Source organism: Pseudalkalibacillus sp. A8, assembly GCF_045920555.1.
In the GTDB taxonomy this organism is placed as follows: Bacteria; Bacillota; Bacilli; order Bacillales; family Fictibacillaceae; genus Pseudalkalibacillus.
The window spans coordinates 1,536,338-1,555,962 of sequence record NZ_CP174509.1 but is presented as its reverse complement, the minus strand read 5'-3'; the positions used below and the strand labels follow the sequence as shown (position 1 = coordinate 1,555,962).

At 41.5% G+C, this 19,625-nt stretch carries 22 protein-coding genes and 1 riboswitch; of the genes, 6 read left to right on the top strand and 16 right to left on the bottom strand.

Features of this window, described 5'->3' with window-relative positions; translation table 11 throughout:
- Nucleotides 1-213: 213 nt before the first annotated feature.
- The 7 genes from ACJROX_RS08085 to ACJROX_RS08055 form a co-directional block, all read right to left on the bottom strand.
- Entirely contained in the window at nt 214-831 is a 618-nt protein-coding gene (locus ACJROX_RS08085) for an alpha/beta hydrolase (protein ID WP_408010236.1), read from the bottom strand.
- Nucleotides 828-1,775 carry a ring-cleaving dioxygenase gene (locus tag ACJROX_RS08080; protein WP_408010235.1) on the bottom strand — a complete coding sequence of 316 codons (948 nt, stop codon included), beginning with the start codon at nt 1,773-1,775 and terminating at the stop codon, nt 828-830. Before ACJROX_RS08080 ends, ACJROX_RS08085 begins: the two co-directional genes overlap by 4 nt.
- Before the next feature lie 38 nt (nt 1,776-1,813).
- On the bottom strand, nt 1,814-2,422 hold the full coding sequence (locus tag ACJROX_RS08075; protein ID WP_408010234.1) for a flavin reductase family protein: 609 nt from the start codon (nt 2,420-2,422) through the stop codon (nt 1,814-1,816).
- A 22-nt stretch (nt 2,423-2,444) separates the two neighbouring features.
- Nucleotides 2,445-3,383, bottom strand: coding sequence for a ring-cleaving dioxygenase (locus tag ACJROX_RS08070; RefSeq protein WP_408010232.1), 939 nt, complete (start codon nt 3,381-3,383; stop codon nt 2,445-2,447).
- Nucleotides 3,384-3,490: 107 nt separating this feature from the next.
- Nucleotides 3,491-3,946, bottom strand: coding sequence for a MarR family winged helix-turn-helix transcriptional regulator (locus ACJROX_RS08065; RefSeq protein WP_408010231.1), 456 nt, complete (start codon nt 3,944-3,946; stop codon nt 3,491-3,493).
- Nucleotides 3,947-4,090: 144 nt separating this feature from the next.
- Nucleotides 4,091-5,290, bottom strand: coding sequence for a phosphoglycerate dehydrogenase (locus tag ACJROX_RS08060; RefSeq protein ID WP_408010230.1), 1,200 nt, complete (start codon nt 5,288-5,290; stop codon nt 4,091-4,093).
- Nucleotides 5,291-5,455: 165 nt separating this feature from the next.
- Nucleotides 5,456-5,534, bottom strand: a riboswitch (ZMP/ZTP riboswitch).
- 212 nt (nt 5,535-5,746) lie between these two features.
- The gene (locus tag ACJROX_RS08055) at nt 5,747-6,085 is read right to left on the bottom strand and encodes a helix-turn-helix domain-containing protein (RefSeq protein WP_408011607.1); all 339 of its coding nucleotides are present in this window, start codon (nt 6,083-6,085) and stop codon (nt 5,747-5,749) included.
- Nucleotides 6,086-6,270: 185 nt separating this feature from the next.
- On the opposite strand from ACJROX_RS08055, the gene ACJROX_RS08050 reads away from it, so the two are divergent.
- The 5 genes from ACJROX_RS08050 (at nt 6,271) to tatC (ending at nt 9,187) form a co-directional block, all read left to right on the top strand.
- Nucleotides 6,271-6,519, top strand: a complete 249-nt coding sequence (locus ACJROX_RS08050; RefSeq protein ID WP_408010229.1) for a helix-turn-helix domain-containing protein — start codon at nt 6,271-6,273, stop codon at nt 6,517-6,519.
- 244 nt (nt 6,520-6,763) lie between these two features.
- Nucleotides 6,764-7,810, top strand: coding sequence for a hypothetical protein (locus tag ACJROX_RS08045; RefSeq protein ID WP_408010228.1), 1,047 nt, complete (start codon nt 6,764-6,766; stop codon nt 7,808-7,810).
- A gap of 24 nt (nt 7,811-7,834) precedes the next feature.
- A complete protein-coding gene (locus ACJROX_RS08040; RefSeq protein WP_408010227.1) occupies nt 7,835-8,197 on the top strand; it encodes a hypothetical protein in 363 nt (120 codons plus the stop codon).
- Between the two features lie 40 nt (nt 8,198-8,237).
- Complete coding sequence (gene tatA, locus ACJROX_RS08035) at nt 8,238-8,447, top strand: twin-arginine translocase TatA/TatE family subunit (protein WP_408008251.1); 210 nt, start codon at nt 8,238-8,240, stop codon at nt 8,445-8,447.
- Nucleotides 8,448-8,452: 5 nt separating this feature from the next.
- Nucleotides 8,453-9,187, top strand: coding sequence for a twin-arginine translocase subunit TatC (gene tatC, locus ACJROX_RS08030; protein WP_408010226.1), 735 nt, complete (start codon nt 8,453-8,455; stop codon nt 9,185-9,187).
- Between the two features lie 429 nt (nt 9,188-9,616).
- Here tatC and ACJROX_RS08025 read toward each other — a convergent pair whose 3' ends face one another.
- The gene (locus ACJROX_RS08025; protein ID WP_408010224.1) at nt 9,617-10,141 is read right to left on the bottom strand and encodes a CBO0543 family protein; all 525 of its coding nucleotides are present in this window, start codon (nt 10,139-10,141) and stop codon (nt 9,617-9,619) included.
- 332 nt (nt 10,142-10,473) lie between these two features.
- On the opposite strand from ACJROX_RS08025, the gene ACJROX_RS08020 reads away from it, so the two are divergent.
- The gene (locus tag ACJROX_RS08020) at nt 10,474-11,043 is read left to right on the top strand and encodes a CBO0543 family protein (protein WP_408010223.1); all 570 of its coding nucleotides are present in this window, start codon (nt 10,474-10,476) and stop codon (nt 11,041-11,043) included.
- Nucleotides 11,044-11,139: 96 nt separating this feature from the next.
- Here the strand turns inward: ACJROX_RS08020 and ACJROX_RS08015 are convergent, their stop codons facing one another.
- The 8 genes from ACJROX_RS08015 to ACJROX_RS07980 form a co-directional block, all read right to left on the bottom strand.
- Complete coding sequence (locus ACJROX_RS08015; protein ID WP_408010222.1) at nt 11,140-12,135, bottom strand: ROK family protein; 996 nt, start codon at nt 12,133-12,135, stop codon at nt 11,140-11,142.
- The gene (locus ACJROX_RS08010) at nt 12,128-12,976 is read right to left on the bottom strand and encodes a sugar phosphate isomerase/epimerase family protein (RefSeq protein ID WP_408010221.1); all 849 of its coding nucleotides are present in this window, start codon (nt 12,974-12,976) and stop codon (nt 12,128-12,130) included. The genes ACJROX_RS08015 and ACJROX_RS08010 overlap by 8 nt, the downstream gene beginning before the upstream one ends.
- Before the next feature lie 55 nt (nt 12,977-13,031).
- Entirely contained in the window at nt 13,032-14,006 is a 975-nt protein-coding gene (locus ACJROX_RS08005) for a Gfo/Idh/MocA family protein (protein WP_408010220.1), read from the bottom strand.
- 12 nt (nt 14,007-14,018) lie between these two features.
- Nucleotides 14,019-15,032 (bottom strand): Gfo/Idh/MocA family protein, encoded by a 1,014-nt coding sequence (locus tag ACJROX_RS08000; RefSeq protein ID WP_408010219.1) that lies wholly within the window; start codon nt 15,030-15,032, stop codon nt 14,019-14,021.
- 15 nt (nt 15,033-15,047) lie between these two features.
- Nucleotides 15,048-15,878, bottom strand: a complete 831-nt coding sequence (locus ACJROX_RS07995; RefSeq protein ID WP_408010218.1) for a carbohydrate ABC transporter permease — start codon at nt 15,876-15,878, stop codon at nt 15,048-15,050.
- Between the two features lie 21 nt (nt 15,879-15,899).
- Nucleotides 15,900-16,832: a carbohydrate ABC transporter permease gene (locus tag ACJROX_RS07990; protein ID WP_408010217.1), complete on the bottom strand. Its 933-nt coding sequence runs from the start codon at nt 16,830-16,832 to the stop codon at nt 15,900-15,902.
- Between the two features lie 133 nt (nt 16,833-16,965).
- Entirely contained in the window at nt 16,966-18,225 is a 1,260-nt protein-coding gene (locus ACJROX_RS07985; protein ID WP_408010216.1) for an ABC transporter substrate-binding protein, read from the bottom strand.
- A gap of 100 nt (nt 18,226-18,325) precedes the next feature.
- Complete coding sequence (locus ACJROX_RS07980; RefSeq protein WP_408010215.1) at nt 18,326-19,534, bottom strand: ROK family protein; 1,209 nt, start codon at nt 19,532-19,534, stop codon at nt 18,326-18,328.
- Nucleotides 19,535-19,625 lie beyond the last annotated feature (91 nt).

The window sequence follows — 19,625 nt, the reverse complement described above, 5'->3', positions numbered from 1 at the left end:
TTCAATGCTTTGCTGTTCTTCTGCTATTGTCCCCATTACAGAGGATTTATAATAGAGTTCCTATTCATGATGGCAGCGCTCCTTGCAATTCATACTGGAACCCTGGAATCCCTACACTTATAAACCAACAAGCTGTATTTTCTATAACACCTAATATTCCAGAATTATTACCTTTAATCTAAATTATATTGAATTCGAGATATTTTCTTAAAATTATTCATCTGTTTTTATAATCGTCCGGTACCACTGTGTTGCAGCTTCAACTTCTTCAGCTGTCAATTGATGACCTTTATTTTCCCAATGAAGTTCAACTTTTGCGTTCGCTTTTTCTAATAATGTTTGGAGTTCAGAAGTTTCAGATGGAGAACAAATCGGGTCATTTGTTCCAGCTGCAATAAACACGGATTTTCCTGATAGATCAGGAAGATCCACTCCTCGTCTAGGCACCATAGGGTGATGAAGAACAGCACCTTTTAATGCATTTTGATAATGGAATAATAAACTTGCTGCAATATTGGCTCCATTAGAGTAACCGATGGCAATCATATTACCTCGATCAAAATCATATTTTTCAGCAGCTTCATCAAGGAACTTATTCAACTCTTCAGTACGGAAAATAAGATCCTCTTCATCGAAAACACCTTCTGCCAACCTCTTGAAGAATCGCGGCATTCCATTCTCTAAAATATTCCCTCGAACACTTAATATGGAAGCTTCATCATCAACTCTTCCTGCAACAGGCAAAAGGTCTAATTCGTTTCCCCCAGTACCATGAAGTAGTAATAAAGTCGGTTTATCAGAATCTTTCCCTTTATGAAATATATGTTTCATAAATCTTCCCCCTTCAATACTCGAGCCTTTACAGAAGGCAAGGCGCTTTCTAGTTCATCTCTCTTTGATTCCAACCATGATGGCAACATGAATTTTTCACCTATTTTTTCCAATGGTTCATCGACCGTAAAACCTGGTGGATCGGTTGCGATTTCAAAGAGAATTCCCCCTTCCTCATGAAAGTAGAGAGCTTTAAAATAGTTACGATCAAGAATTTCTGTTGGGTGATAACCTTTTTCCTCAAGGAGGGCTCTCCATTTATGATGTTCTTCTTCATCTTTTGCTCTCCATGCAATATGGTGAACAGTTCCGGCCCCCATCAATCCACGAACAGACGGTAATAATTTAATATCAATTGTATTTCCAAGCTGTGCTTCAGACCTGAATCTAAGATAACCTTCGTCTTGTCCAATGCTTCCGAATCCTAATATATTCTCAAGCAAATTCGCTGTTTTATTAGGCTGCGCTGAATTTAAAGTGGCACCCCCAAACCCTTTAATTGCGACTTCAGAGTCCACTTCTCCAAAGCTCCAGTTATTTGTTGGTCCTTCATTCCGTTCCGTCAATTCAATTTGAAGACCATCTGGATCGTTGAACTTCAAATACTTCTCTCCAAATCGAACCGATGTCTCAACCTTCACTCCAAATTTTTGCAGACGATTCTCCCAAAATTCCATTGAATTTGTCGGAATGATATAACCTGTAACCCCAACTTGTCCTGTACCAATTCGGCCTTTAAGCTGTTTCTGCCATGGAAAAAATGTTATAACAGACCCAGGTTCACCGGATTCATTCCCAAAATACAGATGATACACTTCTGGGCGATCAAAATTGATCGTTTTTTTTACGAGCCTAAGCCCAAGTACACCTGCATAGAAGTCTATATTTCTTTGTGCATCATTAACCATCGCTGTGATATGATGGATACCTGAGGTTTTCAGCATTCTACCCTCTCCATTCCATATTTGGATTAAAAAGTAGTTTATTTTGGTCTTTCTATTGAGAATACTTCACCAATCTTCGCATAATAATGCCCTGCTAACCGGCTGATGGCACCTAGACCTCTTGGATCGATTCTTCCATTTTCATAAATATCATCATCAATATGAAATTGAATGACTTTTCCAATAATCAGGTCACTCCCTGGAGAATCCAGGCCTCCTAAGGAAATAGAATGCTCGAGTACACACTCCATACGGATTTTTGCTTCTTTGACACCTGGAACTGAAATTTTATCACTGTCGATGGGTGTTAATCCCGCTAGTTCAATTTCACTTTGATTATGCGGGAGGCTTGCAGCTGTCTGATTTATTTTTTCCACATTTTTTTCATCAACAATATGAACGACAAATTCCTTGGTATCAAAGATATTTCTTGATGTATCTTTAAGCCTTCCTCCCGGCCTCTGAATGGCTAACGAAATCATAGGAGGGTTGGATGAAACAATATTAAAATAACTGAAAGGTGCACCATTCAATATTCCATCTTTCGAAACCGTTGTGACAAAAGCGATTGGTCTAGGGATAATACTTCCAATCAAAAACTTATAATTTTCTCTTTCGGTATTTTGGGCCGGGTCTATCGAAAGCAAATAGATCACCCTTTCACTTTATTTATTCTAGCTCCCTAACTTTAAATGGAATTAGATGTTGTTCGATTCTCCCTCTAAACGGTTCATATTGTTCTGGTAACATCAAATTTTCTCCCATAGTTTCCCTTGATTCGTCATGAGCAAATCCTGGTGGATCCGTCGCAATTTCAAAAAGTATTTCCCCGTGCTCTCTAAAGTAAATAGCGTTAAAGTAGTTTCTGTCCTGAACAGGGGTGACACTGTAACCATTTTCTGCAACATACTTCTGCCATACCAACTGACCATTGTCATCTATGGCTCTCCACGCGATGTGATGCACTGTACCGATGCCCATTGACCCTCCTCCAGCTGGAGTTGCTTTTAAGTCGATGATATTTCCAATGTCTGCTGATGAACGGAAACGAATAAAATCCCCCTCTTTACCAACGAGTTCAAGGCCCATTACCTTTTCTAACAATTCTGCTGTTTTATTTGGCTGTGCGGAAAATAGAGTGGCACCCCCAAATCCTTTGATCGCTACTTCTGAAGTTACCCCTCCAAAGGTCCATTTATTAGCTTCCCCATCTTCTCGTTCAACAATTTCTAAGTGAAGTCCATGTGGATCATCGAACGTTAAATACTGCTCACCAAAACGTTCCACTTTAGTAAATGGAACATCAAACTTTTCAAGTCTCTTTTCCCAGAATGGCATCGCCCCCTTTGGAACGACATAGGATGTCACCCCGACTTGGCCATCGCCAATTTTTCCTTGATAAGCATCAGGCCAGGGAAAAAAAGTCATAATGGTTCCTGGTTTTCCACCTTCATCTCCAAAATACAGATGATACGTGCCTGGGTCATCAAAATTAACTGTTTTTTTAACCAAGCGCAGACCTAGAACACCAGCGTAAAAGTCAACATTTTCCTGTGGATGACCTACAATTGCTGTGATGTGGTGTATTCCAGTTGTTTTTTTAATCATGTGATTCACACTCCCATCTTTTTATTTTAGTTTTCCCTTTTTCGTTTTTCTTTTGTAAATATTACGAATTAAGTTATCTCGAATTCGAGATATTAGGATAAAAAAATTTACATTCTTTGCGCATGGTATCCTAGTTTTTTCAACTTTTCAATCAGAATTTCTTTCTCTGTAGAATCTAAGCCCCCACATATTTCTTTCATAGCTGCTTTATGTTTTGGAAAAACTTCATTCATTAATTCAATTCCCTTTTTTGTAATTGCTGCGTATGTTTTACGACGATCTTCAGGGCAAGGTTTCCTCTCTATCAATTTTTTCTTTTCTAATTTATCTACAACATAGGTAATACTACTGCTTGCTATCAACACTTTACCACCTATTTTTTGTATCGGTTGGTCCCCTTTACTATAGATCAACTCTAGGACAGAGAACTCGGTTGGATTTAAACCTAAACATTTTATGTCTTCCTCCACACGCTTTCTAATTGATTGTAACGCCCGAGATAAGACAATGAAAATTTTTAACGATAATTCCTCTTCATGTTGATTAATATCCTGACGATCCATAATAATGTTCCTTTCGAATATCTCGAATTCGAGATAATTATATCTTGAAGTTTTTCTATCTGTCAACATAAGTTTTAAAAAAAGCACGTGATTTCTTATTGTGAAACCACGTGCTTTTTTATATGTGAACTGTACTGTACGAAGTTAAATGACACGTACGGTAACGATTCCCTCGATCTGTCTGATATCTTCCTCCAGGCCGATCACGTTATCTCCATTTACTTGATTGTCGATATCGATCATCGTATACGCATAATCTCCCCGGCTTCTGTTCACCATGTCTGCAATGTTCAAGTTATGGTTTGATAGAATGGATGTAATCTGTCCGACCATGTTTGGAACGTTTTTGTGAAAACCCGCGATTCGACGTTTTCCTGTATAAGGCAGAGAAGCGTTCGGGAAGTTGACAGAGTTTTTGATGTTCCCTGTCTCTAGGTATTCCTTCGTTTGGCGAGCTGCCATGACCGCACAGTTTTCCTCTGATTCTTTCGTAGAAGCACCAAGGTGAGGGATTGAAATGACATTTTCCACGTTTAGCAGTTTTTCGCTTGGAAAGTCTGTAATATATTTGCCTACTCTCCCATTTTCAAGTGCATCAGCCATATGTGTTTCGTCCACAAGTTCACCGCGGGAGAAATTCAGAATATTGACGCCCTTCTTCATGATGTCAAAGGTTGCTTTATTGAACATTCCTTTTGTGCCATCCGTCAACGGAACGTGCACGGTGATATAATCCGACTCAGCAAACAACTGTTCAATGGTCATGGCTCGTTGTATTTTCCGGGACAAATTCCAAGCCGTATCCACGGAGATGAACGGATCAAACCCCAGAACGTCCATATCTAAATCAAGTGCATCATTCGCTACAAGCGCACCGATTGCTCCCAAGCCGATGACACCCAGTGTTTTTCCTTTTATTTCATTTCCGACAAATTGTTTTTTTCCGGCTTCTACAAGTTCAGGAATTCGTGCCCCTTCACTTTCCAACGACTTCACCCAGCTTATACCGGTAAAAAGATTTCGGGATGAAGCCATCAATGATGTCAGCACCAGTTCCTTGACTGCATTGGCATTAGCGCCGGGGGTATTGAAAACGACGATGCCACATTCTGTACACTTTTCAACAGGGATATTATTGACACCTGCACCAGCACGTGCAATCGCCTTCAGGTTATTGCCAAATTCCATTGAATGCATGTCATAACTGCGGACAACAATGGCATCAGGATTTTCACTATCATTATCGATCCCGAAACCATCTTTATTGAATACATTGAGTCCGCTTGCTGCAATACCATTTAACGTCTTGATCGTTTTGACTTTGTCTAACGTCATTATGCTCATTGAATCTTCTCCTCTTTTCTTTTTGTAGTCTTATTTGTATCAAATAGATAATTGTCCTTACGTCTACAACCATGATGACCTGTGTTCACTGCTTAGAATGGATCGATTCCGGTTCCCTGACACTCCCTTCTGAAAACACGAAGAGGCAAGGGATCTAAAATCCCTTACCTCTGCCCAGGCGAACGGCTATCGATACTATGTGCTCCCTCACGGTTATCCGTGTTCGCCAGTCACACATAGCCTTTTGATTTTAAAGTTATATTATCAATTTTGCGACAAACCTTCAACTGGTAATTTTATTAAGCTTCACTAAGTTAACTTGAGCAAGAATCCTTATCGTCATTGACATGCTAAATTAACATAAAATTAAGGTCATGTTCTTAATTCATAGATTAATTAGTCATTATTTCTCATATAGAAAAGATGCCATCGCAAGAAGATCTATTCTATATAGAATCATCCGCCATCAGATTCATTCTTATCTTTTTCCTTTATCTTTCGGAAAATTTCTAATTGAAGTTTAAGATAATCCTTTTCTTCTTCAGAAAGGTTTTCATAATTTTGACATGTGTATCTTTCATTTTCTTTATAATTTGGGTTAGGAATATCCGTTCGACCAAGTAGATAATCTGTAGTAACACCGAAAATATCTGCTATCCTTCCCAGTAATTCTGAATCTGGTTCTACTCTATTATTTTCATAGTGAGAATATCGAGCTCTTGAGATTCCTAATTTACCAGCAATTTCTTCCTGCGTCTTTTTTCCTCGAAGTTTTTTCAATCGTGAACCCATCATATGGTTCATTCCTTTCAGGTAACACTTTAAATCGAATATTTTAGAGATTGTACACTCTATATTATAGATAAAAAATGTATCGTTTTCCTTAAAAGATAAAATAGTTATCAAAATACCATTGACGATAAAAAACTTATCATGGTATAGTGTGTTCAACGATAGAAAATTTATCATGAGGAGAAGAAATGGAACGCAAACATTTAATTGAATTACGTAAAAATCAAAATCTCACACAAAAAGAACTGGCTAACCGTATTGGAATCTCTACAATTTATGTAAGGAAACTTGAAAAAGGAGTGGTAAACCCTGGTCTTAAAACAATGATTAAATATGAAAATTACTTTCAAAAAAACATGAAATACCTATTTCCTGATCTTTTTTTTTTGACCCTCATGATAAATAATTTATCGTTAAGGTTGTTTTATATAACCTAAATATACTTCTAAGAAATAGAATTGTAGAGAATTCACTGCAATAAGAAGTGATAAAAAATGAAACATTCTTCCCTCAATTACATTGAGAAAATTAGAATCACAAGCCATCTATGATAGCTCTCTAAAAAATCCATAAATGTATACAATCGATTACATGGACAATAACATTACCCTTTTATCTCGAGAATATAAGTTGTAATTCCATCTTGATAGGATGTTTTTAAAAAATTTAAGAGGTGATTATATGGTAAAACGCTATTTACTTTTTGATTCCAATTGTTCAGTATGCAGCCATTTGGCAGCTTCGATCGAAAAGGAAAGCAACGGATGGCTGATGATTCAAAGTCTTCATAACCCTAAGATGAAAAAACTGTTAAATCAAGCCAAAACCGACTGGGTATTTGAACCTACTATCCTTGAAGTGAACGTTCACAAACCACCTAAAGTCTATACAGGAATGCAATTAAAAACGTATATCCTTAAAGGATTGGGTATTCGTAAGTCATTACGTATCTCCAGGACGATCCGGGAGGCAGGTGTACCCTGGTTTACAAAGAAGTCGCTCACTCCGCTCGAGTACCAGGGAAGACGTTCGTTTGTCAAAAAGGGAGGGATCCTTCTGGGTGGTGTATTATTATCTCCCTTATTGACCTCTATCCTTCCTCAACGATTTACCAAAAACACACTGGCCGCCACCTTAGAGGATTCAGATCCACTGACACCTAAGAACTGGAGAACCAAGGTGAAAATCAAAGAATCAAAGGAATTGAGTCCTAAAGAATTAAATAAATATCTTACTTCAGATGTTCAAAATGCACTCTCTTTTAAGGAAGCCGAACTTTCCATTGATGCTTTAAGTGTTAAAGGCGTCTTTCACATGTTAGAGGATGGCAATACCCTAGTAGCACTCGTTACGCAAAAAGGGAATTATATTTCGGTTTACTATTCCTTAAGTGTTCCCATCTATCATTTTGGTCGAGGAAGTTACTTATACAAGATGGATGAAGAAAAGGAAACGATTACCCTGGTCGATCAAATCGTGAACGGTGAGCCGGTGAAAGATGCCAGCATTCAGGCAGCCTGTGGCAATTGCACCATCGATAACTTTTCTTATGGCGGAGGAAGGGAATGCAAAACCTGGAGTGTTCGTTGTTTGATTCAATGTTGTGGCCCTTGCACCCTGGCATGTGGGACCTGGGCTGGATGCCTTCCATGCGTGTTACTCTGGTGTCCAGTTTGTGCCTCAACATGCTGCACGGGGTGGGAAGAGACTTGCTACTCCTGCGCCTAAGCCGAAAACGAGGAGGAGAAACACATGATGATAACCCTGAATTGGGGAAGACGACTGCTTATATGGCTGTTTGTGATCGTCTTTTTCCTCTTTGATCATCCACTGGACCATTTCCCTACTGCTGCCTTTTCCTATACTTGGGGATTTGTTGTCTTAACGAAGTCATTTGATTTTTTGTATACCTTTTCCGAAAAAAGAATGGAGACAATCTTTCATTCTCTATTGATCGGCATACTTATTGGTGCATGCATCACTTCTCTCCAAGTGCAACCAATCGATGTCCGTCTCGTGGGAGATTTGTTTTTCGCCCTGTCTCCTCTCTTTTTATTTCGGAACGTATTGTCTGTAAAAAATCGACAATGCCATGTAGAAGATATCAAGACGTAACGGTGTGTCCAATTTTCATTTTAAGGAGGTGTCTTCCATTATGAATCCCTTTAATATCGGTTTTCCAAGCTTGATTTTAATCCTGGTCCTTTTCTTGATCCTTTTTGGACCCAATAAATTGCCAGAGCTTGGCCGTTCTGTTGGTCTTACCATGAAAGAGTTTAAAAAGTCGACCAGAGATCTTATCTCCGACACCGAGGGTGCATCCCAAACGGAGGAAAGTAAAAACGGGGACCACATGAAAGGGTAAAAAGTATGCGAGATCAACCGATTCATCACGTAAACGAGTTAAGAAAACGCCTTATCTGGATCCTGTTAATGTTTGTGATATCCTTACTATTCGGGTTCCTCTGCGCAGAACCCGTCTTACAACAGATCAAAGCAGCCCCCATCTCGCAGAGGATTGACTGGAACGTATTTGCGATTGGCGATGCGTTCCATGTCTATTTAAAGATCTCTTTTGTTATCTCGTTAGCCATAACAACGCCATTTGCCATGTATCAGGTTTGGAAATTTGTCTCACCGGGATTGAGCCGAATGGAACAAAGGGTAACGCTTTTCTATATCCCATTTGTTTTTTTCCTTTTTGTAGTTGGGATTCTCTTCAGCTATTATTTGGTTTTCCCAGCCGTATTTCAATTCATGACCTCGTTTTCAGAGCGAATCGGTGCCTCTGAAGTCTATGGGATCAATCAGTACTTTTCTTTCATGTTCCGGTTGATCCTTCCGATCGGGATTGTTTTTGAATTACCCCTGATCGTCTTATTTTTAACCCACTTAGGGCTTTTAACGCCGTTAAAATTAAAGCGAATGAGGAAAAACGCTTATCTTATCCTATTCATTTTGGCAGCGATGATTACACCGCCCGATATCGTATCACACGTACTGGTGACGACCCCTTTGATCCTTTTGTATGAAGTCAGTATTGTTTGTTCGAACATCGTATATGCAAAGAAACAGGGTTATAAAAGTGGAAATCTTCCATCTTAGTTAGGTCCATTGGTTATTTTTGTACATCTTATATCATATAGGGTTTAGGGATTATGACGGTTTTGGTTATAACACCTGCTTTTAGCAAATGCCTATTCCTACGCACACCCTCCCATTGGGATAGGCATTTTCACTCAGATATACCTAGTAATGGTATCCAAACCTGGCATACCTAAAAACAACTCCCCTAGAGCCAAGCCTTGAGGGAGTGGTTAAATAATCTAATTCTATATATTATGAATCAGTTTTATAATTCACCTTTTCAAAATGGATAATAGGCAAAAATGTTTCCCATCATCATTCAATCCTTCACCAATCTTTTCGTATCCACAGCGATTACCAAATGATAATTTTCATTAATCCAACTCTTTCTGAAAAGAGTTCATCATCTTTAATCCCCACCGTGTAAAAATAAAAAGACTTGTTCCATTAATCGAGTAATTCAAAGTCAATATGGAAGACTTTCCATAAAAATAAAATGAACAGACCCGAAACAATCCATGCGATAATAGGACGTTTATAATGGACTGCTAATATAGAAAACATTACGGAGTCGAAGAAAAGTGACCACCACATATTCCATGTATGATGATAACTGATCATGCCAAATAGTTTAGAAACATACTCGATAACACCGAATAGAATCGACCAAAATATTATGTATGAAACTTTCTTTTTCACATTTCGATCTTCAGGGTAATGGGACAGGAAAATCAATGTCAAAATGGGGAAGGAAGTAAAAACTTTCAACACATTGATGCTCATCCTCGTTGGTAGTAGTTTTTCTTCAAATGTATGTTCAAATCTCCACATTGGATACTCTTTAAATAAATAAAGATAGAATAAATTCCCCACTACCATGAATAAGATGGTTGGATAATATTTTTGCCAGTTCTTCCATTTTCCCCATCTCAACGAAATGATGAAGAAGATGATCGGGTAGACGATTTGCATAAAAACTCCTACATATCCTTTATTTTTTAAATCCCCATTTATTCTCTTTGATTATTTAAAATATCCAATAATTCAAATATCATGCCTAATCCGATACAGAAGAAAGAGGACGACACCTCTTTTGATTTGGAGTGAAAATTTATTACAGGTTACGCGGGATTACTGACTTGATTATATCCATGAACATTTCGATTTGTAGAACCTTTATATAACAAACAATCAGGTCATTTATATAGAAGTATACCTTTATAGGTACAAGACAAAGAATAGGGTAAAAGGAAATAGAGTCTTTTTTAATAGTTCTATTTTCAGTTACGAAAAGGATGGGGAAAATGATTATCCCGGAAAAAGTCGCTGTTGAAATAGATAAGATTTATAAAAAATTAGCCCTTGTTAACGAAGAAGATCGTCAAATATGGTTTGAATATGAACTGCTATCTTGGCAATGGTTTTTAGCTTTCTTGCTTTCCATCCTCCCTTGGTTGATATGGTTAAAATTCAGGAAAAAAGAGAGTACAAATCGATTATTAAGTGGTGCATTTTATATTATTGCAATCTCAATGCTTCTTGACTCTTTCGGGACTGAATTAGGCTTTTGGGATTATCGGTATGAAGTCGTTCCGTTCTTACCTTCTTTCATACCCTGGGATTTATCCTTTCTTCCAGTGATTTTCATGTTCCTTTTGCAAGTCAAACCAAGGATGTCTCCTATCTTGAAAGCCGTTCTCTATTCAATTATTGGAACATGCATTGGTGAACCGGTTTTTCAATGGCTGGGATATTATAACCCAAGCAATTGGAGTCCCGTTTATTCATTCCCGATATACTTTTTGAAGTATTTAGTCGGTCACATCCTTGTGATGAGCAATCATTATGAAGAGTTAAAAACAGAAGAAGCGTAATACCGGCATCGGTAACAACAAAACAGGGATTGTAGGAAGGTCTTATCCTCTTCCTACAATCCCTGGCAGGACTATACTTCTGCTTTAAAATTTTTCTTACATAAATGCGGAGTTATCGCTAAAACTTGGTTGCCCCATAAAGAATAGGCCGGCACCGCCTAGAACGCCTGCCTCTTGTTCTAATAAGGAAATCGATAATTGCACCCGTTTCGTCAAAGCTGGTATTCCCCTTTCTTTGATCGTTTCTTTGATTGTGGGGAGCATAAAGCGTCGGGCTTTCATGACGCCTCCACCAAGGATGATCGCCTCAGGATTAAACAGGTTGATCAGATTGATCATCCCGATCCCAAGATAGAAGCCTGCCTCTTTGAATGCATTCAATGCAAGCTCGTCGCCTTGTTCCGCTGCTTTTCCGACTATTTTAGACGTGATCAGGGTTTCTTTTTCATAGTCAAATAACATATGGGGGTGCACCCTTGCCTCAAGTTGGCTTTGCACTTTTTCAGCAATGGCCGTTCCTGAAGCATACCTTTCCATACATCCTTTGTTTCCGCATAAACATTGCGGTCCATCGGGATTGATGGAGATGTGTCCGAATTCACCACTACTATCGCCGCTTCCGGTGATCAAGCGCCCGTTGCTTATGATGCCAGAACCGATCCCAGTGCTTACTGTGATATAAATCATATCTTGGCAGCCCTTTCCCGCTCCCCAGATCCACTCCGCGATGGCAGCTGCATTCGCATCATTGGTCAGCTTGACCGGTAGATCAAATCGCTCACGCAGCAACCTGCCGATCGAGACATTTCGCCAACCAAGATTATTGGCAAACACAATCACCTTTTCTTTCGAGTCGATGACACCAGCTGCAGCTACACCGATTCCAGCCAATTCATCTATCTGGACATTGCTCTTATCTAACAGCTTATCAATCAAACTGTAGACTCGCTCTAACACCTCATCTGGACAGGTGTCAGGATTTGTATCGATGGATATTTTCTCAAGGATCTCTCCCGTTTTGTCGATGCCTGCCCCGGTAATGTTGGTTCCGCCGATATCCAGTCCGATCGCGTAGGGTTTGATGTTATTCATGCTGACCCCCCTGTCGCATCTTAAAAGGAAAGATTTCGTCCATCGTTTCCGAAAGGATTCTCATGAAGGGGTGGTGAAATTGTTGGTGTGGAGGGATTTCAGGAATGATGAATCCTTCATAACCTATTTCATCAAGCGCTTCCGTTACGCGTTCCCATTTTACATCTCCAGCCAGAAGTGGAACAAACCCATTTATATTTCCAACACTTGATTTAAAGTCTTTTACGTGAACTGATTTTATACGGTTAGAAAGGATCCTGATCCACTGTTCTGGGTATCCGTAAGGATATACATTGCCGGCATCGAAATAAACCCCAATGTTCGGACTTTCAAATCCATCGACAAACTGACGCATCTCAATTGGACTTAATAAAAATTTATTCCAGACATTCTCGATTCCGATTGTAATGCCAGCTTTTTCGGCAATTGGGAGCAACTTTTTCAATGATTCCTGGGACCTTCCATACGCATTTTCGTACGATACTTGCTCATTGACGATGCCCGGCACGACCAAAACAGTTTTCGCTTCAAAAACTTCCGCTATCCAGATCATATTTTCAACAACGGCTATCCCTTTCTCACGTACACTTTCATCCTCATCTGTCAGCGGGTACTTCCATAATAAATCTGTCGATAAACTTGGAAGGGAAAGTCCAGCGTCCACAGCTTCCTGTTTGATATCCATCAATTGTCCTTCATTCATATTCAACGGCAATGGTGCAGATGGATCATCAGCGAGGTTCAGCTCCACCCCTTCATAGCCATGGTCCCTGGCTGATTTGAATATATCATCTATTGAGTAGGATTCAGGGAAACACCAAGCATTTATGCCTTTGTTCATTCACACCCTCTCCAATCCACATTGAAACGTTTTTAGTTATCTAAAATCCCTTTATTCAACCAATGTTTACTGGCTCTTTCCTGGATGCCGATTCATAAGCGGCGAGTGCCACCTCTACGGCCCGCATCCCATCTTCCCCAGTGATGGAAGGCTGTTTCTTGTTCATTACAGTTGCAACAAAATCCTTGATCAACCCAAAGTCCATGTCATCCCCCCAAAAATCCCAGAAGAATCCTTTGTCATCAGAGTAGACATCCACTTTCTGGGCTAACGCATCGATCGAGAGGGTGCCATCTGTGCCGATGATTTCAAGCGTGACGTCCCCCCAAGTCGGGTATGTCTTGTTGCGGCTCCAACTGCAATCCAATGTGGCGAACACGCCATTCGTGAATTCCAATGAAAGAATGCCACAATCATCAATCTTTTCCTCGGAGATCAGATGGTCGACTTCGGCATAGACTTCATTTACCTCTGCTTTCATCAGCCAGCGCATGATATCGACAACATGGACAGTGTGGTCCATCACCGCACCGCCGCCGGATTTTTTCGGATCAATGAACCAGCCGCCTGGATTGGTTCCCCGGTTTGTTCCTTTCATGGCGAGGATCCGTCCTAGCTTCCCCGCTTCAACCAGCTCCTTCGCCCGAAGGATCGAGGTATTGAAACGGACTGGAAAAGCTGTCTGGAGGATGACGCCGTTTTCTTTGCACACAGCGATCATTTTCTTGGCATCTCCGATAGTGGTCGCCAATGGCTTTTCACACAGGACGTGTTTCCCTGCTTGTGCTGCTGCGACTACATGATTGACGTGATGGACGTTTTCCGATGTGACGATCACTGCATCTATTTCCGTGCTAAGCAATGAATCGACATCCCGGTAGTATTGGGTTTGGAAAGTGTCAGCCATTTTTGTACCACGGACAGTGTTGTCGTCTGTAATACCAGCCAATTTGACTCCGTCGATCTGTTGAATGGATCTGGCATAACTATAAGCATGCATATGTGCGAAACTTATGATTCCGATTTTCATGAGAACTCCTCCTTAAACTCGCGGGTGTACCTTTTCTGAATTCAGAGCAACCGGCTTTCCGGATTGGATCGACTCAAGGGCGGCAACCGCAATTTCTACCGCCTTATACGCGTCCTCTGCAGTCACTTTCGGTTCTTCATTTCGTTCGATGCACGACAAAAAGTGTTCAAGCTCCATATGATAAGGGTTCTTTTTCAAGGGACTTTCCGGAACCGCCACTCCGCCGATCCCCTTTCCAACCATCTTGCTCTTCATAATGAACGGCGTTTCTTTTGCACTGTCATAGTCGATGATTCCAGTCTGTCCAGCAATCTCGTATCTCGTTGTGAATCCCTCATGAGCCCATGAGCCTTCCACATGGGCGATGACTCCGCTTTTGAAACGAAGGGTGACCAGGGCATAATCAACACGCAGCATATTCCTTCCTAACAAGCTTTTGGCATAGACTCGTTCTACCTCCCCGAACATCCATCGCAAATAGTCGAAATCATGGATGATCATATCGAGGATCAAGCCGCCACTTTGGTTAAAATCGGTATACCAATCGTTCCAGCCTGTCGGAAAGACACCTCCTCGAAACGTACGAGCCACTGCAGGTTTCCCTATCGCCCCCTCTTCAACCCGTTTCTTCGCCAGCTCATATTCAGGGAAGAAACGGACCACGTGTGCGACGAATAGCTTTACGTCCTTTTCTTTACAGACTTCGATGATCTCCCACGCATCCTCTAGAGTACGGGCAATCGGCTTTTCGCAGATGATATCGATGCCGATTTCCGCAAACCTGAAGACCATCTCTTTATGCATTAACGTTGGCAAGCATATATCGACCACATTAAAATAATCCAGTGTGGATAGTGCTTCATCGACTGATGCAAAGATCGGGGCACCTAATGGTGATGCGATCTTGCCAGCTTTTTCACAATCACTGTCCACAATCCCGACTACTTGTACATTATCCATCTCAGCATAAGCCTCAGCATGCACCTTCCCCATCGTGCCTGCTCCCAGAATTAGAACATGATGCATTGAAACCTCTCCCTTCTATTCTTTTACGGCTCCGGACATGAAGCCTTTTATGAAGTATTTTTGAACAAAACTGAACATCACTGCGATCGGTACCGTCGATATGATGCTAGCCGCCATCATTTCATGCCAATAAATCACGTTTTGACCGACAAAGTCTGTCAGCGCCAGGCTGATCGGCCGCATTTCTGATTTGGAAATGAAAATCAACGGAATCAATAAGTCATTCCACGACATGATGAAGGCATAGATGGACGCCATTGAAATGCCGGGCGCCGACAATGGCACGATGATCTTAATGATTCCTTTTACCCGTGAACACCCATCCACTGAAGCCGCTTGCTCCAGTTCGACAGGGACATTTTTCAGATAGCCATGCAACAGCCATACGGCCATCGGCAGCGTGAACGCACAGTTCGTGATAATGATCGCCGTATACGTGTTTAATAGATTATAAGCTTGCATGAGCTGGTAGAGCCCTACAATTAAAACGATAGGCGAAAACATCTGGGTCACAAGGACGATGAACAATAAAGCGTTTTGGCCAAAAAATGTGAACCGTGTTAGCGCATAAGCTGCTGGAAATGCCAGCACAATAGTAATGACAGCTGTAAAGGTGGATATGAATAAACTATTGAAAAATGGCAAACTGAATTGATAGTCTCCGAACCAAACATTGAAATAGTTCACCCACTGCGGGTTTGCCGGAATCCAATCCGGCGGCCATGAAAAAATATTTTCAAAGGTTTGAAGGGATGTAGAGAACATGACGACGACCGGAAACAACAGCAAAGTGAACAAGAACAAGAGCGTCGCATGGATGAACAGGTGATTCAAGTGTTTTGTCATCCTTTTTCACCTCCAATGGTGTTAAGATTCCTGTTTCATCAACAATCGTTTATACGCAATCGTGAACATAAGCAAAATCAGGAATATGACAACAGCGATCGTTGCACCCATTCCTAGGTCGAAAGAGCCGAAGGACCGCTTATAGGCATCAACGATCAACGTCTCTGTAGCATTGACGGGCCCTCCTCTTGTCAACGGCCAGATGACACCGAATGAATTGAAGGTCCAAATCGCTGATAATGTCGTAGCGACTAGGGTGATCGGCTTCATCAACGGTAAAATGATGTAGCGCATTTTATGGTATGAAGATGCGCCGTCCATATCAGCAGATTCGATCAGCTCAACCGGGATCGCTTGCAGCCCTGCCAGGAACACCATGGCCATGAACGGAATGCCCAGCCACATATCGGTTGCGGCGGTTGCAAAAAAGGCGGACATTTTGCCTCCAAGCCAAATAACCTGATCATTGATGATATTGGCTTCCATCAGAATCCAGTTCAGCATCCCGAACTGTCCGTCATACACCCATCTCCATGCGACTGCCGCGACGACCATCGGCGTCACCCATGGAATCAGCAGCAGCAAAATATAAAACTTTTTAAAGGCGATATCCTTCGCCAGCAACCAGGCGATCAAAAACCCAACCAACGTCTTGCCGATGACCGACAAGGATGTCCATAGGCCAGTCCTCAATGCAGTCTCCCAGAATTCACCGGATGTGAATAAGTTTAGATAATTTTCCAACCCGATGAACGAAACACCCAAATCAGGTCTCGTCAAAATGTTTTGTGTGAACGAAAGGTAGATGACACGTCCAATCGGATAACCTATCATGACCGCCATGAACACAAGCATCGGAAGCAAATACAGTACAGGAGAATGCTCTGGAGAAAAGCGCCAGCGTCCCTTATCCGATGGGAGGGGCTTGATCGGTTTTGCCACTTCTGTTTTCAATTTGAAGACCTCCTATCAGGTGGGCAAGGGGATGGCCCATTGGTATCCGACTTCCTGCGAATCAACAGCATTCAGAAATTTTTGGTTCTGCTTGAAATGCTGTTGCTGATGTTTGAGCCAACCCCTTGAAGCCCTACTTTGTTGGTGCTAAATTCTCTTTCTTGATTTTCTCGACTGCTTCATCCAATGCTTTTTGCGGATCTTCTCCATTCAACGCTTTTTGGACCGCCTCAGTGACGACATCCTGGAATGGCTCCCATGCTGCAGGCACTGGCTGCCCTTGACCCATCGTAGCCATTTCTACAAATGGAGCGAAATATGGATCCTCTTTAAAGAATGGATCTTTCGCTTCTTCCTTTTGGATCGGTACCATGCCTTGTTCTTTATCGTGTTTCTTCTGTTCTTCTGGAGATGTCATGAACTCGATCAGCTTCCATGCTGCTTCCGGATGCTCTGTCTTCGCAGATACCATCAAGGAGTCGGAAACAAGGGTATTGGACATCTCTTTTCCTTTCGGCAGCACCGCTGTTTTAAACGGCGTTTCCGGGTTGTCAGCCTCCAATCCCATGCTGGCCTTTGCCCAAGGACCACAAACGAACATAGCGATCTTTCCTTCTTTAAACAAGACCGGCAGCTGCTCACGATTGTACTCGATCGGATTTGGAACTACTTTATGCTTCGTGTATAAATCTGCATAGTATTGAAGCGCTTCAACCGCCTCCTTTGAATTCAAGACCGGGTTCCCATCTTCATCAAAAACGTCCCCGCCATTTTGGAACACATAGTTGAAAAACTGTGTTGTCGTAGAGACGTGTTTTGCCCCTGCGACTGCAAACCCATACATTCCCTCATTCTCTTCCTGCACTTTCTTCGCAACCTGAACCAGTTCATCCCAGGTTTTCGGAGGTTCCGGAATCAAGTCCGAACGGTAGATGATGGCACGTGCAGAGAAAGATCTCGGAATCGCATAAATTTTATCCTTGTAGGTCACTGCCTCTTGAAGTGGATCATGATAGAGAGAGAGCCTTTCTGATGCATACTCATCCAGTGGTAGTATTCCGTCCATCGCAGCGAATGCACCCACCCATCGAGTCCCACCATGGATGACATCAGGTGCAGTTCCACTGCTGAAACCGGTCACGAGCTTCTGATACGATTCTCCCCAGCCAACCGATTGGATATCGACCTTAATCCCTGGATTTTTTTCCTCAAACTGTTTAATCAATTCCTCTACAGGTTCCTTGGCATTCGGCTGTTCAAGTCCTGGTCGGAAATATGAAATCGTCACAGGATCCTCTGCTGTCCCTTCTTTTTCATTAGATGAAATAGTATCAGCTGGCGTACACGCAGCCAACATGATCAACATCAACAATAGTGAAACCATTCGTTTCATTGGATTTTCCCCCTTTAGTTTTTATGGATCAGACTCCATTCCTTCACGTTTTATCAAGCGATTTTTTCGTTGGACCTCATAACTTTTTCCACTGCAAAAATTAAGTAGCTAAAGAAAATTGAAATACTTCATTCAATAGGATGGCTGCAGCCCCTACAAGCTCAAAATTTTCACCGAGAGATGACGGCTTCACCTTCAAACCATCCGTCAAAATCGACATGCCGTTTTCCTTTACATGGTTCTCCACTCTTTTCAAATAAGAATGATCATGACAGAACACATCCCCTCCGATGATGATGATATCCGGGTTAAACAAGTTAATCAGATTGATGATCCCCGTTGAGAGATAATCTGCAATTTCATACATGATTTCTGTTGCCAGCCCATCACCCTTTTGAAGAGCTGTTATGAAGGTATCAATTGTGACTTGATTCATATCTCCATGCGTCATTTCGAAAATGATCGTTTTCCTGCCTCGCGCAATGGCAGATAAAATTCTAGAGTAGATCGCTGGCCAATTCACATAGTTTTCAAGACACCCTCTGTTACCACAGTCACAACTGATGCCGTTCCGGTCGATGCTGATATGCCCGAACTCGCCAGCGCCGCCATGAAATCCCCTGAAAATGGAACCGTTTACATAGATCCCTGCACCAAGCCCTTCTCCAACCGTAATATAGATGAGGTTTTTGTGATCCTTGTAATCACCGAAGTTTTTTTCAGCGAGCACCAGTGCATTCGAATCATTGTCAACGATCGTTTTAAGGTGGAACTTTTCATGGACGATATCTTTCAATGGAACGTCCTTCAGGTCCAATTTCGGGTTGTAACGGATCACTCCGTTCGCAGGATCGACGATACCTGGTGTAATGATGGATATTCCGATGCATGGAATAAGATCAAGATAGTACAATAAAAAGGTTTCTAAGCTTGTTATAATGTGTTCGACAAGCTGACTTCCCTTCAATGTTCCGACTGGATACGTTTCTTTCCTCGAAACCTTGGCATCCAAATTCATTTCAGCGATGGTTATGTTGGAATTCGTAATGGATACTGCGATGATAAAGTGCCTGTCAGGAACAAACCTGACTAATATCGGTTTCCGGCCTCCTTTTGATTCCCCTGTCCCTCCTTCTTGGACAAGGCCGTCTCTGATCAATTCAGAAACAGCTGAAGTGACGGTGGTCGGGCTTAATTTATTAAATTTGGCAATGTCACTCCTGGATATCGGTCCCTTTTTCCTAATCGTATCCAGTATGATGAAGCGGTTCAATTCCTGGATCAACTTCAAGTCGCCTGTTCTTTTCATCCGAATTCTCCTTGAATTACTTACTTTTTCCAATGACTTTATTAAGTCTTTATAAATGCTATTCTCCATGAAAGCACTTTACCCTTTTTAA

Coding starts and splice junctions, on each gene's coding strand:
- ACJROX_RS08085 (WP_408010236.1), bottom strand. CDS start 831: ATGAAACATATATTTCATAAAGGGAAAGATTCTGATAAACCGACTTTA.
- ACJROX_RS08080 (WP_408010235.1), bottom strand. CDS start 1,775: ATGCTGAAAACCTCAGGTATCCATCATATCACAGCGATGGTTAATGAT.
- ACJROX_RS08070 (WP_408010232.1), bottom strand. CDS start 3,383: ATGATTAAAAAAACAACTGGAATACACCACATCACAGCAATTGTAGGT.
- ACJROX_RS08065 (WP_408010231.1), bottom strand. CDS start 3,946: ATGGATCGTCAGGATATTAATCAACATGAAGAGGAATTATCGTTAAAA.
- ACJROX_RS08060 (WP_408010230.1), bottom strand. CDS start 5,290: ATGAGCATAATGACGTTAGACAAAGTCAAAACGATCAAGACGTTAAAT.
- ACJROX_RS08055 (WP_408011607.1), bottom strand. CDS start 6,085: ATGATGGGTTCACGATTGAAAAAACTTCGAGGAAAAAAGACGCAGGAA.
- ACJROX_RS08050 (WP_408010229.1), top strand. CDS start 6,271: ATGGAACGCAAACATTTAATTGAATTACGTAAAAATCAAAATCTCACA.
- ACJROX_RS08045 (WP_408010228.1), top strand. CDS start 6,764: ATGGTAAAACGCTATTTACTTTTTGATTCCAATTGTTCAGTATGCAGC.
- ACJROX_RS08040 (WP_408010227.1), top strand. CDS start 7,835: ATGATGATAACCCTGAATTGGGGAAGACGACTGCTTATATGGCTGTTT.
- tatA (WP_408008251.1), top strand. CDS start 8,238: ATGAATCCCTTTAATATCGGTTTTCCAAGCTTGATTTTAATCCTGGTC.
- tatC (WP_408010226.1), top strand. CDS start 8,453: ATGCGAGATCAACCGATTCATCACGTAAACGAGTTAAGAAAACGCCTT.
- ACJROX_RS08025 (WP_408010224.1), bottom strand. CDS start 10,141: ATGCAAATCGTCTACCCGATCATCTTCTTCATCATTTCGTTGAGATGG.
- ACJROX_RS08020 (WP_408010223.1), top strand. CDS start 10,474: ATGATTATCCCGGAAAAAGTCGCTGTTGAAATAGATAAGATTTATAAA.
- ACJROX_RS08015 (WP_408010222.1), bottom strand. CDS start 12,135: ATGAATAACATCAAACCCTACGCGATCGGACTGGATATCGGCGGAACC.
- ACJROX_RS08010 (WP_408010221.1), bottom strand. CDS start 12,976: ATGAACAAAGGCATAAATGCTTGGTGTTTCCCTGAATCCTACTCAATA.
- ACJROX_RS08005 (WP_408010220.1), bottom strand. CDS start 14,006: ATGAAAATCGGAATCATAAGTTTCGCACATATGCATGCTTATAGTTAT.
- ACJROX_RS08000 (WP_408010219.1), bottom strand. CDS start 15,032: ATGCATCATGTTCTAATTCTGGGAGCAGGCACGATGGGGAAGGTGCAT.
- ACJROX_RS07995 (WP_408010218.1), bottom strand. CDS start 15,878: ATGACAAAACACTTGAATCACCTGTTCATCCATGCGACGCTCTTGTTC.
- ACJROX_RS07985 (WP_408010216.1), bottom strand. CDS start 18,225: ATGAAACGAATGGTTTCACTATTGTTGATGTTGATCATGTTGGCTGCG.
- ACJROX_RS07980 (WP_408010215.1), bottom strand. CDS start 19,534: ATGAAAAGAACAGGCGACTTGAAGTTGATCCAGGAATTGAACCGCTTC.